16 protein-coding genes and 1 pseudogene are annotated in these 18759 nt (G+C 37.8%); 9 read left to right on the top strand and 8 right to left on the bottom strand.

Annotated features, from left to right (window positions below):
• Positions 1 to 576: 576 nt before the first annotated feature.
• On the top strand, positions 577 to 759 hold the full coding sequence (locus CAL6303_RS10330) for a hypothetical protein (RefSeq protein ID WP_015197797.1): 183 nt from the start codon (positions 577 to 579) through the stop codon (positions 757 to 759).
• Between the two features lie 92 nt (positions 760 to 851).
• Here the strand turns inward: CAL6303_RS10330 and CAL6303_RS10325 are convergent, their stop codons facing one another.
• From CAL6303_RS10325 to CAL6303_RS10310, 4 genes are all read right to left on the bottom strand, one after another.
• Positions 852 to 1274: a response regulator gene (locus tag CAL6303_RS10325; protein ID WP_015197796.1), complete on the bottom strand. Its 423-nt coding sequence runs from the start codon at positions 1272 to 1274 to the stop codon at positions 852 to 854.
• 1064 nt (positions 1275 to 2338) lie between these two features.
• The gene (locus CAL6303_RS10320) at positions 2339 to 2851 is read right to left on the bottom strand and encodes a PEP-CTERM sorting domain-containing protein (protein ID WP_015197795.1); all 513 of its coding nucleotides are present in this window, start codon (positions 2849 to 2851) and stop codon (positions 2339 to 2341) included.
• A 229-nt stretch (positions 2852 to 3080) separates the two neighbouring features.
• Positions 3081 to 4283, bottom strand: coding sequence for an LL-diaminopimelate aminotransferase (locus tag CAL6303_RS10315; RefSeq protein ID WP_015197794.1), 1203 nt, complete (start codon positions 4281 to 4283; stop codon positions 3081 to 3083).
• 79 nt (positions 4284 to 4362) lie between these two features.
• Complete coding sequence (locus tag CAL6303_RS10310) at positions 4363 to 4692, bottom strand: thioredoxin family protein (RefSeq protein WP_015197793.1); 330 nt, start codon at positions 4690 to 4692, stop codon at positions 4363 to 4365.
• Between the two features lie 133 nt (positions 4693 to 4825).
• Here CAL6303_RS10310 and CAL6303_RS10305 point away from each other — a divergent pair, with 133 nt between their 5' ends.
• Complete coding sequence (locus tag CAL6303_RS10305; protein ID WP_015197792.1) at positions 4826 to 5554, top strand: Uma2 family endonuclease; 729 nt, start codon at positions 4826 to 4828, stop codon at positions 5552 to 5554.
• A gap of 302 nt (positions 5555 to 5856) precedes the next feature.
• On the opposite strand, the gene CAL6303_RS10300 is transcribed toward CAL6303_RS10305, so the two are convergent.
• From CAL6303_RS10300 to CAL6303_RS10290, 3 genes are all read right to left on the bottom strand, one after another.
• Positions 5857 to 6651: a PspA/IM30 family protein gene (locus CAL6303_RS10300; protein WP_015197791.1), complete on the bottom strand. Its 795-nt coding sequence runs from the start codon at positions 6649 to 6651 to the stop codon at positions 5857 to 5859.
• A gap of 153 nt (positions 6652 to 6804) precedes the next feature.
• Entirely contained in the window at positions 6805 to 7506 is a 702-nt protein-coding gene (locus CAL6303_RS10295) for a PspA/IM30 family protein (protein WP_015197790.1), read from the bottom strand.
• 99 nt (positions 7507 to 7605) lie between these two features.
• On the bottom strand, positions 7606 to 8733 hold the full coding sequence (locus CAL6303_RS10290) for an SPOR domain-containing protein (RefSeq protein WP_015197789.1): 1128 nt from the start codon (positions 8731 to 8733) through the stop codon (positions 7606 to 7608).
• A 129-nt stretch (positions 8734 to 8862) separates the two neighbouring features.
• On the opposite strand from CAL6303_RS10290, the gene CAL6303_RS10285 reads away from it, so the two are divergent.
• Entirely contained in the window at positions 8863 to 9411 is a 549-nt protein-coding gene (locus tag CAL6303_RS10285; RefSeq protein ID WP_015197788.1) for a DUF721 domain-containing protein, read from the top strand.
• A gap of 269 nt (positions 9412 to 9680) precedes the next feature.
• Here the strand turns inward: CAL6303_RS10285 and CAL6303_RS10280 are convergent, their stop codons facing one another.
• On the bottom strand, positions 9681 to 11261 hold the full coding sequence (locus tag CAL6303_RS10280) for an iron uptake porin (RefSeq protein WP_158333141.1): 1581 nt from the start codon (positions 11259 to 11261) through the stop codon (positions 9681 to 9683).
• 367 nt (positions 11262 to 11628) lie between these two features.
• Between CAL6303_RS10280 and CAL6303_RS28430 the strand changes: the two genes are divergently transcribed.
• From CAL6303_RS28430 to CAL6303_RS10250, 6 genes and pseudogenes are all read left to right on the top strand, one after another.
• Positions 11629 to 12183: a DUF2808 domain-containing protein gene (locus CAL6303_RS28430; protein WP_015197786.1), complete on the top strand. Its 555-nt coding sequence runs from the start codon at positions 11629 to 11631 to the stop codon at positions 12181 to 12183.
• Positions 12184 to 12351: 168 nt separating this feature from the next.
• Positions 12352 to 13223 (top strand): annotated as a pseudogene (locus CAL6303_RS10270) (UDP-glucose dehydrogenase family protein).
• 278 nt (positions 13224 to 13501) lie between these two features.
• Entirely contained in the window at positions 13502 to 14710 is a 1209-nt protein-coding gene (locus CAL6303_RS10265; protein WP_041739377.1) for a glycosyltransferase, read from the top strand.
• Between the two features lie 131 nt (positions 14711 to 14841).
• Entirely contained in the window at positions 14842 to 16026 is a 1185-nt protein-coding gene (locus CAL6303_RS10260; protein WP_015197784.1) for a glycosyltransferase family protein, read from the top strand.
• A 41-nt stretch (positions 16027 to 16067) separates the two neighbouring features.
• The gene (locus tag CAL6303_RS10255; RefSeq protein ID WP_015197783.1) at positions 16068 to 17306 is read left to right on the top strand and encodes a glycosyltransferase; all 1239 of its coding nucleotides are present in this window, start codon (positions 16068 to 16070) and stop codon (positions 17304 to 17306) included.
• A 156-nt stretch (positions 17307 to 17462) separates the two neighbouring features.
• Positions 17463 to 18515 carry a glycosyltransferase family 2 protein gene (locus CAL6303_RS10250; RefSeq protein ID WP_015197782.1) on the top strand — a complete coding sequence of 351 codons (1053 nt, stop codon included), beginning with the start codon at positions 17463 to 17465 and terminating at the stop codon, positions 18513 to 18515.
• The last annotated feature ends 244 nt before the right edge of the window (positions 18516 to 18759 follow it).

The raw sequence follows: 18759 nt of genomic DNA, 5'->3' as shown, positions 1-18759 counted from the left end.
TTGGTACCCCTTTTTATTTTAGGTAAAATCACTACATTTAAACCTGCTGCCACCCTAATTTTTGGTGGAGATAACCCCACTCAATTGTTCACAGCGATATTCTCCACACTACATCTACTTAGAACCTATATGCAGTCAAACTTTTAGCCTAATTTATCGAGAATTATTAATTATATTTTGTTCTTTTACGACTGAAGCTAAAAGAGATAATTTACCTTTAAACATCGAACTGTATATTTAGATATTTGCAGACACATACCATCTTCATGTTTATGAAATTAACTAATAGAAGCTTGTGTGAATAGAAATTGGTGTTTTTGAATTTTCCAAGTTACTTGAACACTAAGTCACAAAACTCCTTAATATCCACCCAAAGTTATTGCTTACTTGGTAAATAACATCCTATTGTTTGCAATTTCTTTGTAATTCATGGCAGTAACACCTGACAATTGGTCAATTTTTCGGAAATTACTCCAAATATTCAATATTAAGCACATTAACGGATTTATCTGAATATGGGAATTGCTTATGATTTGTATATAAACAAAATAACTAACATAAGCAGGGTTTAAAACAATGACTAATTTTCAAGAATTTGAAGCACAATACAAAAATGCAATGAGTGAAACTCTTGATGAATTGCAAACAGCAGTCCTTTTATTAGCACAGGTTCAAAATAAAATTTATCAAATTGGTACCTCGGTTCAACATCTAAGTCAGAGCGTTGAAGAATTTATCAGTAACCAAGATTCTCAATAAAACCAAATTCAAAAATCAAGATACTTAAATATAACTACGATCTCGATATTCTTATGTAGTTAGAAAACCAAATAACTTACAAATAATTAATCCTAAATTTGACAGCAAGTCAACTCTTCACCAATTACCAAAAGTAACTCGCTGAGATTAACTGGTTTAACAAAATACCGACGAGCACCTAACTTCATTGCCCGCTCTTTATCTGCTGCAAATGCAAAGGCAGAAACAATAATAATTGGAATTTTTAAGTATTTTGGATGTTGTTTAACTTCTGTCAACAGCGAATAACCATCGATACCTGGTAATTTCAAATCAAGCAATATTAAATCTGGTTTAAAAATTTCAATTTTTGTAAAGAAATTATGACCACTAGTCAAACTCTCGACATGATACTTAAAAAAGCTTAAGTAGTCACTCAACAACATTCGGTTAATGTCATTATCTTCAACCAGTAGAATGCGTTGACTTGAATGTAACTCAAATGTTTGTTCTCGATTAATTAACTGCGCTGTCATCTCTACCCATTTTTTTATTTCAAAGCAAATAAATATTGCTGAAAGTCGGTAAAATTCGCACAATTGCCAATATTATCCGGGATTTTGGTTAATAGTCTCAGTATGGTTTATGACTTTTTCTCAATATTATCTTAAGATTCATAATTAGGCAAAGAGCATGATTTTCATCATATTAACCTACATATTTACCGTTTGTATATCCATTTTATTTTAACTAACCAATTTAACGACTCCACCCTTGGTAAAGAAGATAAGGCATAAAATTAAAATTTCCATTCCCTAGACTCAGCAACTCCCTAAGACTGTAATTCTAAAAGTAGCCTACTTTGTCAAAATTAGTAATGCCATGTTTACGGAAAATTTGACAATAGTCAAGAAAACATTACTAGGGACTTCCGATTAAATAATTATCCAATTTCGTATTGTACAAGAGGTATCCCTGTAATCTTTTCCGGCAAGACTTCGGCGTGAGCGCTCAGTCCTTACCTCCGGTACACTTCGTTCCGACAGGCTCAGGAACCATCGAACGCTACCCAAACCACAGGATATTTTACTTCCTGGAAGTCCCTTAGATAAATAATATATTCGGCTGATAATTATTTTGAGAAAGCCGTGATTATACGATTGATATATCAACAGATAAATGATATGAGAATAGGTGTGATATGAAAATTAATATTTATCTCTAGAATGCCAACTTGTCATCAGCTAAAATGTATTATTTTCATTTCCCATTTTGCCGAAATCATTATTGATATTCACATCGAAAATTTGCAGATTCCGACACTTTGCAGCAAATCCCATTCAAATCGTCACACAGATTAAGAGATTAAAAAGGGGACAAATGCTTCTCAAAGTCCGCCTTAAAAAGGGGGATTTAGGGGGATCTAAAACGTTTCGCTACTCACAAGAGGACTTTTCAAACATCCTCTTAAACCCCCTAAGCTGTTAAGCGCCTAATTTGTATATCTAAAGCGGGCAAGACTTCGGCGTGAGCGCTCACGCCGAAGTCTTGCCGGAAAAGACAGGCACAGATGGTTGTTCCACAAGAGAAAATTGGATAATTATTTAATTTTGACTTGTTTATTGACCACAAAACCTATAAATATCAACAAACCAATAATTGATGACGACTCAGGTACACGTCTGCGAGGTGAAGCTTTTGGTACTTGCCAACGGTTAGATAAATATTGAGTTGTGTTTGGAGATTGACTAGTCGTTTTAATAGTAGTTTTATTATTACCTTGGTATGTGTAGATAATTTTTCCATCAACAACATCTTCAGTAATTTTAGCTGCTTCTTCTAGTTGAGCGATAGTATGTGAAAATTTAGTTACTGGCATTTGCAATTTATAAGCAAACTGATCGCTATCAAAATAGTTCGTGTACGTATTTTTACTAGAGACTATTTCTGGTTGTGGTGTGAATAAAGAGATATTTTTAACTTTTAATTCTTTGCTGCTACTGGGAAATTCGGCATCCTTTAATGAAGCTGCCTGTACAGGAGAAGTTAGTACGGTAGTCACAGCCACCCAAATTACGACATACAAACTAATCTGACTTTTCGCTAGTGTCATTATATAAGAGTGATATATTTCACAGTTTCTATTCAGTATTTCACTGTAGTTTAACCTGAATGTGAAAAAATCGTGATGACAGGAATAAATTTATTGTTAATTTATAGTGAAGACTTAATGAAGTCTTTGAACATTCAATAGTTTGAATTTTTGGGTTTATAAGATGGGGCAAGATAGCCACACCACAACTATTTTACATTGGCGGTTGATATGTAATAATCCTTCTCGTTTAGATAGAATACAACTCAGCTAAAAATTCGCCAATTCTGGCAACGGCTGTTTTCAAAATATCTGGTTGATGAACTAAGGCAAAACGCACATAACCTTCTCCGGATTTACCAAAACCAGCACCGGGAGAAGCCGCAACACCTGTTTTTGCTACTAAATTCATACAGAATTCTACTGACTTATTGTTCCAAGGTTCGGGTAATTTAGCCCAAATATACATAGTGGCTTGGGGTATAGGGACTTGCCAGCCGATACTATGCATTTCTTTGATGAAGGTATCACGACGTTGTTTGAAGGTGTCTACAGCTAAATCTACACCTATTTGGGAACCAGTCATAGCTGCGATCGCACCATTCAAAATCCCTTGATATTGGTTAAAATCCACGGCAGCTTTAACTTGACGAAGTGCGCGAATTAACTCAGCATTGCCGATAGCGTAACCGATGCGGAAACCGCCCATATTGTAGGATTTAGACAGGGTAAAAAACTCAATAGAAATGGCTTTTTCGCGGTCTGCTTGGAAGATGGAGGGTGCTAGGGAGGTTTTTGATGTTTCCCCGTTGTCGGGAAAAACCAAATCAACATAGGGGAAATCATGAACCAGAATAATATCGTGTTGCCGACAAAAACTCACGGCAGACTGGAAGAAATCCAAAGGCGCGATCGCACTGGTGGGATTATGGGGATAACTCAATACCATCAACCGTGATTTTGCCAAAATATCGGCGGGAATATCGGCAAAAACTGGTAAAAAGTTGTTTTCTGCCAGTAACGGCATGGGATATATTTTTCCTGATGCCAAATAAACCCCCCCAGCGTGGGAAGGATACCCAGGATCTAACAGCAGAGCATAATCTCCCGGATTGAGGACTGCAAGGGGGAAATGTGCGGTTCCTTCTTGGGAACCAATCAAAGGTAAAACTTCAGTTTCGGGGTTGACAGAAACACCAAACCTCTGCTCATACCAAGTAGCCGCAGCTTTGCGGAAATCTTGAGTTCTGCCAAACAGCAAATAACCATGGGTGCTAGGGTCATAGAGAGATTGTGCGATCGCATCAATGACGTGAGGTTGGGCAGCCAAATCGGAGGAACCCAAAGATAAATCAATTATTTGTTTTCCGGCTGCCAACGCTTGACTTTTGGCAGTATCCATGTCTGCGAAAACGTTAGTTTCCAGAGGTTGTAAGCGTGTGGCAAATTGCATGTTTGGAGAAATTAAAAATTTTTCAATATTATTGGTATTTAGCTCCGCGACTTTTCAAAAAGCCGGGGAGCTAGAACAGCTAATTTAAATAGGTATCTATAAAACTGAGTAGCTTCTCTTTCCCAATTGCCCCTTCAGTTGCAGCTAAAAGTTGACCATCTTTGACCAACCGAAAAGCTGGTACACCTTCGATTTGATATTGTTTAACAGTGATGGGGTTGGGATCAACTTCCATTTTGACAATTTTTAAGCGATCGCCATATGCATTTGCGGCAGTATTTACCGTTGGTGCCATCAATTTACAAGGTCCACACCAAGCAGCCCAGAAGTAAACTAATACGGGCTGCTGGGATTTTAAAACTTCAGTTTCAAACTCAGTATCATTAATAACTGTTACACCCGTACTCATCTTAATCTCCATCAAGTATCAGAAATAAAAGCATTACACAACAATACTTTATCTCAAAATGACCGGGGAATTGGGTAAACACAATGATTAACCAATTATAATTAGGGCAATAAGCACCATCCCCGACGCATTTATGCTGTCAGACCAGCTAAAAATTACTTTACCTACTACCGACGAACTGCCTTGTTCCGATGATACGCCAGTGGATAATGTAGACCGAAGGGCGGGGCGAAGCCAAGACCAGAATTTTTTACCCAATTTACTGCTATTTCTCCTTAACTCCATCTGGGCTAATCGCATGGATTGGTTTTTTGGTGTAGATATGGGAGTTTATCACACCACAGGAGTGAGTCCCAAAGTCCCTGTAGTTCCAGATGGCTTTTTGAGTTTAGGGGTGGAACGTAAAAAAGGTGGAAAATCCCGCAAAAGTTACGCAATTTGGGAAGAAAATCAAGTTGTTCCGAAACTAACCCTGGAAATGGTATCCCATACACCAGGGGGTGAATATGACGAGAAGTTAGAAATTTATCGGAAGCTTGGCGTACTTTACTATGTGATTTATAATCCCGAATTTTGGCGACGTGACCAACAACAACCGTTTGAAGTGTATAAGTTAATTGGAGAAAATTATCAACAGCAAATCGGTGAACCCTATTGGATGCCAGAAGTAGGTTTGGGTATTGGACGTTGCAATACTGTATTTGGTGGTATCCAACAGGAGATTTTAGCTTGGTATGACGAACATGGTAAGCGGTATTTAACTTCAGAAGAACAAGTTCAACAGGAAAGGCAACGTGGAGAACAGTTAGCGCAGCATTTGCGATCGCTCGGTATCGATCCTGATAATCTACCTACTACTTAGGTGATTTCCAGAATAAAAATTACCACATAATTTTCATGACATGGTAGGGGCAAACAACCGTTTGCCCTTCTAATTGGTAAAATCATTCCTAGAAATCACCTTATTGATGTTGGGTTACGCAAAGCCTCCACCCAAGCTGCAAAACTGTAGGGGTTTAGCATTGCTAAACCCCTACGGCAAATGTGTTTTTTCAAATATTCATATTTTGTATTTCGTGTCAATGTGTAAGTTCTGATTTTCTTAAATTCATCAACAAAAAGACAGAGAAAATTCCCTGTCTTTGTGATGCTATTTCCAAAATCTTACATTTGGTCAATTTGCTTCCGCAGTGCTTCCAACTCAGAATCCACTGGTTCTTTTTCGGTGGGAGTGGATGTTGCTGCTGGGGTTGATGTTGCCGCAGTTTGAGAGGGAAGTGCCGCTTGATTTGCTGGAGTTCCTCCCAACATTTGCATTTTCAATGCTTCCAATTCATCATCAACATCGCTACCCGATTCCAACTTAGCAAACTGGCTTTCCAAATCCTGTCCAGCCATTTCAGCACTGGCTTGGGCGCGAGATTCTTGGAGCATGACTTTCTCTTCCATCCGCTCAAAAGCAGCCATAGCCGAGGAAGTATTCATACTACCAACCATACCTTGGAGTTGTTCTTGTGCCTTGGCTGCGGTAATCCGCGCTTTGAGCATATCCTTTTTGGTTTTGGCTTCCGAAAGCTTACTTTCTAGTTGCTGTAGACTGCGTTTGAGGGTTTCAACTTGAGTTGTTTGTTGATCCAAGCTAGCTTTGAGAGAACCACTTGAGTCGGCGTATGTTTTTTTCCGCTCCAAAGCTTGACGGGCTAAGTTCTCGTCGCCTTTTTGCAGTGCCAATTGGGCGTTACGTTGCCATTTATTGATTTCGTTTTGTGCGTCGTTATATTGCTTGTCTGTGCGCTTTTGAGCGGCAATAGCCTGGGCGACACCTTGACGCAACTGTACCAAGTCTTCCTGCATTTCCAGGATAGCCTGTTCGAGCATTTTTTCTGGGTCTTCAGCTTTGCTGACCAGATCGTTAAGGTTAGCACCGACGACTCGTTTGATTCTGTCAAATAAACCCATAACTTTTCCCTTTGAGATTTACGCCCTAGCTGTGCGGTTTGTTTCTTTACTATTTAATAACTACCTATTTCACTGTAATATTTCCAGCAAAAATCGGTATTACTTCTCTATATCTTTCTAAGATAAGCGCAATGCAGGATAATTGACCATCCCTTAAGGTTGCGAATTGTTAGTTGATTCTGGTAGCTGAGATTTGGGGGTACTGAGTTGCTGTTTCATTGCCGCTAGTTCGCTATCGACTTCCTGATTTGCTTCTAAAGCTGTAAATTGCTTTTGTAAATTGTCTTCACTATTGAGAGATAGCACCTCATTTTGTGATTCTAATTGTAACAGTTTATCTTCGACCCGTTCAAACACCCCGGTACTCGTAACTCCTGAGACATCCCCTAAAATTTCTTGGAGACGTACCGAAGCTTCGGCAGAACGGATACGGGCAATATACATATCCCTTTTGCTTTTGAGTTCGGATATCTTTAGTTCTAGCGATCGCATATCTTGTTTAAGCTTACCAACTACGGTATTTTGCTGTTGCAGTTGTTGAAACAGGGCAGTAGCAGTATCTTGGTAAGATTTACGTTTAACTAGGGCTTCACGGGCTAGGGGTTCGTTAGTTTGTTGGATGGCAAGTTGAGCGCGACGATACCATTCTTCGGCGTTGGCATTGGATGTTTCCGCCTGTCTTTCGGTACGCTTTAAAGATGCGATCGCACCTGCCACCGCTTGCCGAAGTTGGATTAACTGCTCTTGCATTTCCGACACCGCTTGTTCCAAAATTTTCTCTGGATCTTCGGTTTTTGTCACCCAACTGTTGACATTGGCACGAACTACACGGTTGAATCTGTCTAAAAATCCCATATTTATATTATAAAAATTTATAAAATTGTGCTAAAGGGGCGGAGTGAGAAATTTGCCCGAAATCTTTGTAGAGACGTAGCGGTGCTACGTCTTCACCTATTAACGAATCCGAGCTTCAATTCCCTTCCCTTTCAATTCTGCCACTAACTGCTTGGCTCTTTCCTTAGTTGTGACAGCACCTAAATGAATTAATTTGCCATCTGGTGATAGATATGCATCACTAATTGCTTTACGGGCTTGAGCAAAAGCGCGGTCACCACTATTATCAATCACCACATGATATAACCCATCAGCACCAGGTTGGATATCAACATCCGATTGGGCAACTGGGGGGGCAGTGGTTGGGGTAGGAATCACCGCTGGCAGTGGTTCAGGGTTAGCTGGAACTACTTGGAGTGGTTGAGGGGGAACCGCTGGGTTAACTGGATTTGTTTCCACAACTGCTGTCGGTTCTGGTTTTGGTTTTAATCCCACAACATCATTGGGATTTTTGACTTCGGGAAAATCCTCGCTGGCAAGATTCGGGTATCTAGGTATGGGTGTTAATGTGGGTTCGGAAACAGTTTGATTACTACCATTAGTTTCCATATTTTCACCAGTACCCAAGCTTCCCTGAGCAAACTTAAATAGCTTAGGATTTGCAATAACAAAGGCTAATAGTAAAGCACTTGCTAAGAGTACCAACATTGAGCCGATACCCAAAGGAGATAAAAAGATACTTGTATTTTGTTTTTTCTCGGCTTTGGGTTGTTCTTCAGTCAAGCTTCGTAATAAAGCTTCTGAAGATTCCAAATAATCATCAGGTTCAGTAGCGCTTTTTTTCGACTCCCCAGAATTATCCTGTGGTTGGGCTTTTATAGTTGTCGGCACAATAGTTGTAGAGTTGGCAGTCACAGGTATTTCCGGCTTAGTTTCGGGAATCGGATCAGCAACAACAGGGGATATGAGAGTATTTAGTTGAGATGCAGGTGTTTCTTGATGTTTTGGTTCAACTGGCAACTCAGTTGCACTCGCAGATGAAAACGCGATCGCTGATTGTGTGGAACCTGCTGTTGAACTAGCTGCACTTTGACTTGCTGTCTTGACTATACCCCTTGTACGTCGATAGCGAGCTAACTCTTGGTCAAGTTGCACCTCCAAACTTGCCAATGCTGCTGCTAGTGGGGGTTTGATGCTAGGAGTTTTAGAAGATTGCATACCCGAATATGTCAGGGATTTTTGAATCATATTTGTCTACCTTCAATTAAACCTAGATTGGATGGAATAAAGCAAAATATATTCGTGCGAATTTAGATATGGAAATTATCATGGAGATAACACACAACCAAGATAAAGTTTTGGTACTTTTTGAGCAAAATGTCATTGAAGTCTATTCATAATATTTTAGGTATCTTAGAAATTCAAGAGAGATGGCAAGAACCACCACTACAACGAGTGTTGAAATGTTGGCATGAAGTGGTGGGAAAAACGCTTGCCAAGCACACCAAACCTGTGTGGATTCAGCGTGATGTCTTACAGGTGGCAACTTCTAGCGCAGCTATGTCACAGAATTTAACATTTGAACGGCAGCGGCTGCTAGAAAAATTAAACCAAAGATTAGCAATACCCTTAACAGATATTCATTTTTCCACGGCTAACTGGTACAAATCATCACTACCGAAGGAAAATATCACCATTGCTTTACCAAGTGAACATCCAAGTTACGTAGGGGAAAAGCTGAAAAGATCTCGTTCTCAGATATTCGTAGCAAAAGATATTAATGAAGCTTACGATAAATGGGCAGAAATTGTGAAAGCGCGATCCCATGATCTCTCCCTCTGCCCTCAATGTCAATGTCCCACCCCCCCAGGTGAACTGCAACGTTGGGGTGTATGTTCATTTTGTGCCGCAAAACAAATGCGGTGAAGTACCCCAACCTACTTCGCTAAGGTTGGGGCTTCCAACATCATTGAACCAGTGACGGTTTTATTCGTCCTCGGAGTTTCCCGTATCTTTCGCTCTTGCCACGTTAGGCATTCCTATTGCTAGAAATTCGGAACTAAATCCGATGATGATCTTACAAAGCGTCTACGGGCAGAAAAAAGTACGTTTACCTTTGGGGTGAAACGTTTGCGGAGTTGGATGACCCCGCAAAGCTTTCACTAAAATATTGGCTAGAGGATAAATCTGAGGAATCAGAATAGAAAAGTTTTGCGAATTGTCCCCACATAAATTGCATCATTATTGGCATTATGTTCAGGATTAATAATAACATAAAATCCGGGAGTAATATACATATTATCGTTGATATGGTAACGATAAAAAGCCTCAAAATGTAAGGCTGTATTTGGGTCTTTTCTACCATCAACATCAGTTTCAATTACCTTTGGGGGTTGACCAATAATTAAACCCAATAAATTCCCCTCACCACCAATATCATTTAACGCTAAAGTTGCCGCCCAAGTGAGAATTTTTGCCTTATCTCCTTTATTTTCCGAAGACTGTGCCTCTGCGTCAATTAACCCAACCCAACCCGATAATGTTGTTCGTTGATCGAAGCGGTAAGATGTTTGTATTCCATAGGCATTTGCAGTATTGGCAGCACCATCAAAAGGGTCATTTGCAAACTCGCTACCTTTCCCTGTATCTAGATTATTGTAGGCACGAATATAGGTCAAACCCAAACTAAGTTTATCAATCGGTCTTAAAGTTAACTGCGCGATCGCACCATATTCTCCTCCAGTGATTCCTTGTTGGGGATTATTGGGTTTATCCCCTGCCATATATCCTAAAGATAAACCGACGCGATCGCTAAATCGATATTCAATTCCCGCACCAACTCCACCACCCAATTCATAAATTGCCGATTTATCGCTAAAATTACTAATGTGTCCAATAGCACTGCTGCCAATTGGTGAGTTGAGACTATTGGTAAACGAGGTCAAACTTCCTCCTTCTGTGGAAATAAACACCTCTAATTTTTTCATCGGTCGAAATTGATAGCTAAATTGACTAATTTCCACATCATTTCTACTGTCTCCAGCGAATGATAAGTTTGCCATGTCAGTATCAGCAACTCGACCAAATCTAGTGCTATTTCTTGCTAATAAACGCATCCGTAATTTATCTTTTCCGGTAAAGCTACTATCAATATTTAATTCGGTGCGATGACTAAAAACAACATTCCCATTAATATCATTACCATCAACATTACTAACTGCAAATATCACTTTTCCTAAAAGTTGACTGGTGGTGGAAAAAGCCGGTCGTTTTTCCAGTCTACTTAAGTTATCTGCGATCGGCTGTAATTTGGGATTTAGCTCGGCTAATTCCTGGGCAAATTCTCCTTGCAATCGTTTGACAATTTCTAATTCTTCCTGGGTTGCATACTGTTCTCTCGCAGTTTGAATCATCTTATTTACAGTATCTAAACACGCATTAAAAGCGGCAGCAAATTCATAGCGATTTAAGCTACGATTGCCTCTAAAGCTATTATCAGGATATCCAGAAAGACATCCATAGCGCTCGATTAAAGATTGTAAAGCTTGAAATGCCCAATCTGTCGGTTGGACATCAGTAAGTTGATTAACTGATGTCACTGGTAAATTTTCTTGATTATTTTCTTGATTATTTTCTTGATTAATTGTAGGTGCTTCTATCTGAACATTATCAGGATTGCTTAAGTCAGCTTGAGAGGTTTTATGCTCAAAATTTATTTTGTCGTTATCACTAGAAGTGTTCGGAAAATTTTGTCCACTCGCAAATGCAATATTCATTGTCTTGCCAGGAATTAATATTCCAATAAAAACATATATAAATGTCTGACAAATGTAGTGTCTAAAAGTTTTCATAAAACCTCATAACAATTACAGATGGTTTGATAAGCCATCCATGAACACTTATATACAACACTCTCAATTTTTATATTTATTTCAGTTTTCACACAGTTTACTTACTGCCCATGTTTTAAAATTCTAGTCAGACTTTAGCATTAAGTACAGTATAAATGAATAGGCTCAAAGTCTTGAATAATTATCATAAGTTTTATCCATAGTGCTTAAGCATCAAGAAAATTAACGATATCAGAATTTGTACCTGCTGCCGGGAGTATCATACCAGAAAGTGCTGATACCAAAATTAATTATGAATCCTATTTGGAAACACCTCCCAATTATCACAACTTTATTCGCTGTATCTTTTTCAACAATAGATATCACTAGAAGTTTTGCATCACTAACGAACGAGAATAAAGAAGTTAATTCAGAGTCCCAAAACCAAAATTACTTATCTCTTGTTAGTGTACGAGCCAGTGAAATTACTGCAAGAGCAAGAAATACAAAATACTATTTCACGATTAATATACCTAAATCTTCACGACCCTTACGAAAGGTAAATATAGTTCAGCGTGGAGGATTTGACATAGTAAAATTTAATCTTAATCAAACTAAAGCTTATGCAATAAATAATACTAGAAAAGAGATTAAGATTACTGAAACCAAACCCGAACTAAATGGTCAATCTGTCACTTTTGACCCTCCCGTTGAATCCGGACAAAAATTGACTCTAGTGATGGGAGTAAGGGAAAATCCTCAAAACGACGGGAATTACTTATTTGAGGTGACGGTTTTTCCAGAAGGAAAATTGGAGATGGGTCAATCTTTGGGTATTGGAAGATTGCGAATTACCTCGATGTTTTAGTTTTTTTCATCACATTAGACAGTAGTACTTCATACTTCTAATACTTTCATGATAGCTTTCTCATCAAAATTTCATTCAAAACTCATGTACAAGCCTGAAGATATGTATCAAGAAAGGAAACACTATTTAACCGCAGTGCTTCCCTGATGTATTGAGAGGTTTGTCACCATGGGAGTTTGTGTTATCGGTACAGGATATGTCGGCTTAGTTACAGGTGCTTGTTTAGCGAAGGTTGGACACCAAGTAATTTGCATAGATAACAACGCTGAGAAAGTTGCATTAATGCAGTCTGGGAAGTATCCCATATTTGAACCCGCATTAGATCTCGATGGTGTTGCGGAACGTCAGCAAGCGATCGCAGGGTTTGATCTCGTTAGCAACCCCGAATTTTTGCGTGAAGGTTCGGCTGTATATGATACTTTCAATCCTGACCGCATTGAAGTAGCGAATATTTGCGATCGCGTTGACGCGGATATAACGCAAGTGGCAAAAGGTATTGCTTAGATTCCCGAATTGGTAGTAAATTTTTGCAAACTGGGATTGGTTGGGGTGCTTCTTGTTTTCCCAAGGATGTATCAGCACTGATTCATACTGCTGATGACTATGGTTATGAGGCACAATTATTAAAAGCGGCAGTTTCGACAAATCAGAATCAGCGTTTATCTGCTTTGGAAAAACTGCAACAGGTATTAAAAATTCTTAAAGGTAAAACGATCAGGTTATTGGGGTTAACTTTCAAACCAGATACTGATGATATGCGTGATGCTCCTTCATTAGATTTGATTTCCGAACTAACGCCTTTGGCTGCGAAAGTTAAAGCCTATGACTCAATTATTTCACAAAAGAATCTCCATCCGCATTTTGCACATATTAATTTAGCAAATAACCCAAAATAACTTGCAAAGGATTGTGATGCATTGCTTTTGGTGACAGATTGGCAAGTATTTAGCGAACTTGATTATCGAGAACTTGCGAATGTAATGGTGACAGAAATTATGATCGATGGTAGAAACTTATTAAATCCGCAAACTTTAGAATAAGCTGGGTTTTATTCTGTTGGGATTGGTCGTCCAAATCGCGGAAATATATGTTTGAAAACTAGAATTTTATCGAAAACAACTAATATTCACGTAATTTACAAACTGTCGTCTAGAGATTCTCAGAATTTGGGATTACATATTTTCTGTAATTGCGATGTTGTCCAAAATCTAAAATCCGAAATCTAAAATCCGAAATCTAAAATCCGAAATCTAAAATCCAAAGTCTAAAATCCAAAGTCCAAAATCTAAAATCAGAAATAAAATTGAGGCTTTTAATGATGAGACTAATGGTATATTCTCACGATACATTCGGTCTAGGCAATATTCGGAGAATGTTAGCTATATGCGAACATCTGGTACAGGAAATTCCCGGACTTTCGATTTTGTTACTATCTGGTTCACCGATGTTACAAGGATTTCGTTTACCCAAAGGACTAGACTATATTAAACTTCCCTGTTTGAACCGGGGAGAAACTGGGGAAATAGCAGTCAAGTATTTGGAAATGAATATAGAGGATACAGTCAGATTGCGATCGCACCTGATTTTATCAGCAGCAATTAATTTTCAGCCCGATATATTTTTGGTGGATAAAAAAGCTTACGGTATCAAGGATGAGTTAATTCCAACGGTTCGTTATTTACATAAAGTATTACCAAAAACAAAGCTTGTATTGTTGCTACGGGATATCCTCGATACTCCAGAAAAAACCATCCATGAATGGAAAAAACAGGGTTACTATGCAGCAATTGAAAAATATTACGAATCACTATTAGTTGTGGGAACTCCAGATATTTTAGATTTCCGTCAAGAGTATCAATTACCGGAAGCAACAGCAAAGAAGGTAAGATTTTGTGGTTATATCCGTCGTCCATCAGGAAATAAAAGTAAAACTCAAATTCATCAAGAATTAAAAGTACAAATAAATCAAAAGTTAGTATTAGTAACTCCTGGTGGTGGAGAAGATGGTTATGATTTAATTAATAATTATCTACAAGGGCTAAAAATATTACCGAATAGCGACTATATCAAAAGTTTAATTATTTGCGGTCCCGAAATGCCAACAGAGCAGAAACAAGGATTTGAAGAAGCTGCAAAAATAAATCCCCAAGTACAAATTGGAGAATTTACCGACGACTTAATGAGTTATGTAGAAGCCGCAGATGCAGTCGTGTCAATGGGTGGTTATAACACAGTTTGTGAGATACTTTCGGCTGCTAAACCTGCTGTCATTATACCCCGCGTCAAGCCTTCTCAAGAACAGTTAATGCGTTGTCAGAGAATGCAGGAAAAAGCTTTATTTAAAACTATACATCCTGATAATCTCACACCAGAAATATTGATGAATCAATTAATCCATGTGTTAGCAAATCCTCATAAAGTTCACAGTGTTGATTTAGAAGGTTTACCCAGAATTACACACCATGTCAGGAATATTTTAGTCGATAAATTCACCCCCCCCCCTCAACCCCAATTTGTTTATTCATAGTCCAATAAAAATAACCATCTAGCAACCGCATTAATCACCGAGAATATATAGCTAATGACTCCGATTCATTTGCAGAACAAAAATTAATAATTTAAATAGCAAAACCTGAATATTACACAGAGGAAAAAATAATGAAAAAACTCATGTTTTACTGCCAGCATATTTTAGGTATGGGTCATTTAGTTCGCAGCATGGAAATAGTTCGTGGTTTGATACCAGAATTTCAAGTTTGTTTTATTAATGGTGGAGAAGTAATTCAAGAATTTCCATTTCCTGATGGTATTGAAGTAATCAATTTACCCGCAATCAAAACAGATTCTGAATTTCAATCATTACAAGTAGTCGATACGTCATTCACACTCGCAGAAGTTCAAGAAATTCGCAAAAATAAACTTTTGGAAATTTTCAATCAATTTCAACCTGATATTTTCATGATTGAATTATTCCCCTTTGGTAGAGGAAAATTTAAATTTGAGTTGATTCCCCTACTCGAACAGGCAAAAGCAAGCAAAAAACCAGTGAAGGTGGTTTCGAGTTTACGTGATATAGTCGTTACCAAAAGTAATCGTGTTGATTATGAAGAAAAAGTTTGTAAATTGATGAATAAATATTTCGATTTACTGCTAATTCATGGGGACCCCAAATTTTATCCCTTGGCAGAAACTTTTACACGTTTAGCAGATATAAGATGTCAAATTAGTTACACAGGGTTTGTTGTTCAGAAACCACCCATAAACCCGATTTTAAATTCAGAAGAGCAAGCAATTATTGAATCAGATAATCCACTTATCTTAGTGAGTGTTGGTGGTGGAAGATTTGGTCATGAATTAATCGATTGTGTAGTAGCATCAGCACCTATACTTGCACAAAAAATTCCCCACCACATCCAAGTATTTACAGGACCATTTATCTCCCCAGAAAAATTAGATAACTGGCAAAATCTCACAGCTAATCACGAAAATATCAGCGTTAGCTGCTACACCACAAATTTACTCAGTTATATGCAAAAAGCCGACTTATCTATTAGCATGTCCGGCTATAACACCACTCTAAATATTATGACAATAGGTGTAAAAGCCATGATATTACCCTTTACAGGTAACGACGACCAAGAACAACAAATGCGAGCCGAAAAACTCGAAAAGTTAGGTGTAGTAAAAATGATTCAACCGCAAGAATTACAGCCGGAAATATTTGCAGACGAAATAATTAATTACCTAAGAAAAGACCATAATACTATAAACTTTGATTTTAATGGTGTAGAAAATACCACCTCACTATTAAAACAACTTATTCCCCAACCACAAGTAGTTTAATTAATTTTCTGTTTACCTTTACCTTACAACCAAATAAAATTATGACCAAAAAAATCTGTATCACAACCTTAGAATATCCTCCCGATGTTGGTGGAGTTGGTGAGTCAGTAAATCGCATTGCTAAAATGCTGAGAGAGGTGGGTTATGAAGTTCACGTCGCAGTTTTTCGTTCCAAACAACGTTTAGTAGAAAAAAGTACTTATCGTCGTGCTAGCTGTAAAACAACTGTACAAGATAATATATTTGTACATAGAATCAAATCAGCATCTCGTGACGGTGTAACAGAAGTGACGGACTTTTTAGCTGATGTTTATTTTCAATTAAAATGTCTCCATCAAAAATATAAATTCGACCTTTTTCATGCATTATTTTTGGTGGAAACTGGTTATGTCACCACAATGTTGGCGAAAGAAAATAATATCCCAGTAATTAACAGTGTGCGTGGTTCAGACTTACACAAACATATTTTTAATCCCAAAAATTACGGTCAAATTGCTTGGATTTTAGAAACTTCCGCTTGGACTACTTTTGTCAGTCGAGATTTACAAAAACGTGCCCATGTTCTCGTTCCTAGCATCCAATCAAAATCCTCTGCTTTCTGGAATTCGATTGTCCCGATTGATTTTACAAGTCTTCCCAAACCAGCTTTATTCGATGAATTATCTGGTTTAATTATTGGAACTACAGGGAGATTTCGTGATAAAAAGGGGATTGAGTTTCTGTTAGATGCTTGTACGAAACTAAGTCAGGAAATTGATATTACTCTATTATTAGTTGGTGACTTTGTTGATAAAGAAAAGCTATATTGGGAATATGAATTACAGCAATCTACCCTGGGAACTAAACTGCGAATTACAGGGATTAAAAGTCGGGAAGAAGCTTTAGCTTATTTACCACATCTAGATATCTTTACCATACCTTCTCTGACCGATGGTTGCCCCAATGCTTTACTCGAAGCAATGTTAGCAGGTTGTGCAATTGTGGGGACAAATGTGGATGCGATCGGGGAAATAATTGAGGATAATATTAATGGTTTGTTGGTGAATCCTGGTAGTAGTTCAGAATTAGCTGCTGCTTTCAAATATTTAGCTGATAAACCAGAATTGCGACAAAAATTTGGTGTTGCAGCACAGGAAAAAGTATGTCAGCAACTGACACCAGAAATTGAACAGGGTAATTGGTTGAGTATTTATCAACATGTATTGAAATCATCAGATTCGTTGATTACACCCCCAGCTAACTGCTGTGTAGTTTCTTTTGGTGTCGCTGATTCAGGATAGAGATGAATCTCACGTAGAGATGCAGAGAAGAGAAGGAGTTTCGTTTTGATATTATCTCTTTGCTTAGAGAAATACTGTAACTTCTTGTTTGAGGTACTTTGATTAACTCCACGTATCAATCCGTAATTACTATCAAGGAATTATTGGTCATTAATTATGAACAACCCACAAGTAACTATTGTTATATCTCAACGGGAACGTTTCAGTTTTACCCGTGAATCTCTGGAAAGTATTTACGAGCATACGACAGTACCTTTCAAGTTGATTTATGTAGATGCTAATTCTCCTCAAAAAATTCAAAAATATTTAGAAGAACAATCTCAAGCAAAGGATTTTCGACTGATTCGTAGAGATTATTATCTATCTCCAAATCAAGCACGCAATTTAGCTATTCCCCATGTAGATACTGAATATCTGTTATTTATAGATAATGATGTTTTGGTGAGTCCAAACTGGTTAGAATCTTTGTTGCAATGTTCAGAAGAAACAAATGCAACCGTTGTTTGTCCTTTGACTTGTATTGGCAAAAACTTTGGTGAAGTTGTGCATTTAGCAGGTGGAGAAGCACATATTGTTGAACATGTAAAAGATGACGGCAGAATTAAACGCAAAGTTCATGAGAAACATTACTTTGTCAACCGTAAAGTAGCAGAAATAAAAGAACAGTTACAACGTCAAAAATGTGAATTTGCAGAATTCCATTGTATGTTAATTAAAAGTGATATTTTCCAAAAAATTGGTTTGCTAGATGAAGGATTCCTTAGTACTCGTGAACATATAGACTTTTGCATGACTGTCAATAATGCTGGTGGTAGTTTTTATTGTGAACCTGCTTCTGTTGTCACCTATGTACCTGGTTTAAAATGGGAGTTACCCGAACTAGCGTTTTTTATGGTGCGTTGGAGTAATGCTTGGGAAGTTGCTAGCTTAGAACATTTTGCTCAAAAATGGAATCTTGCAACCAAAGATAGATATTTCGAGAAACGCTACCAACGGATGGGACATCGACGACACAAAGGTTTTTTGATACCTTTCCTAAATTATATTACCTTTGGTTGGAATCCATTATGGTTAGAAAAATGGGCGATTAATCTGGAACGGAAAATTAATCAAGTTATCACAGATAATTATGTGAAAAGTCTACCACAACAGTATCAATCGCTATCTGAAACCAATCCTCAACAACGGGAATTAGTTTCTAGTCAATAGTTTTTTTGCAAAGGCAACTTACAATTGTAGTCAGCGATTTATTGCTCAAATATAACAGATATAATGACTAAATTTCTGACTACAAACCTTTAAATACACAAGTAGTTTCTTTATATCTTGCACCTAGTAAAAATGCAGTAAAAAGAGCCAATATTTGCTTGAATAAGTTCACCATGACTGAAATTCAAATCCCAGTCTAATAGTCAAAGCCTATGCTCATGAGACTAAAAAATTGAAGTATATT

Source organism: Calothrix sp. PCC 6303, assembly GCF_000317435.1.
GTDB lineage: Bacteria > Cyanobacteriota > Cyanobacteriia > Cyanobacteriales > Nostocaceae > PCC-6303.
The sequence above is the reverse complement of the archived record's forward strand: the minus strand, read 5'-3'. Positions and strand labels throughout refer to the sequence as shown.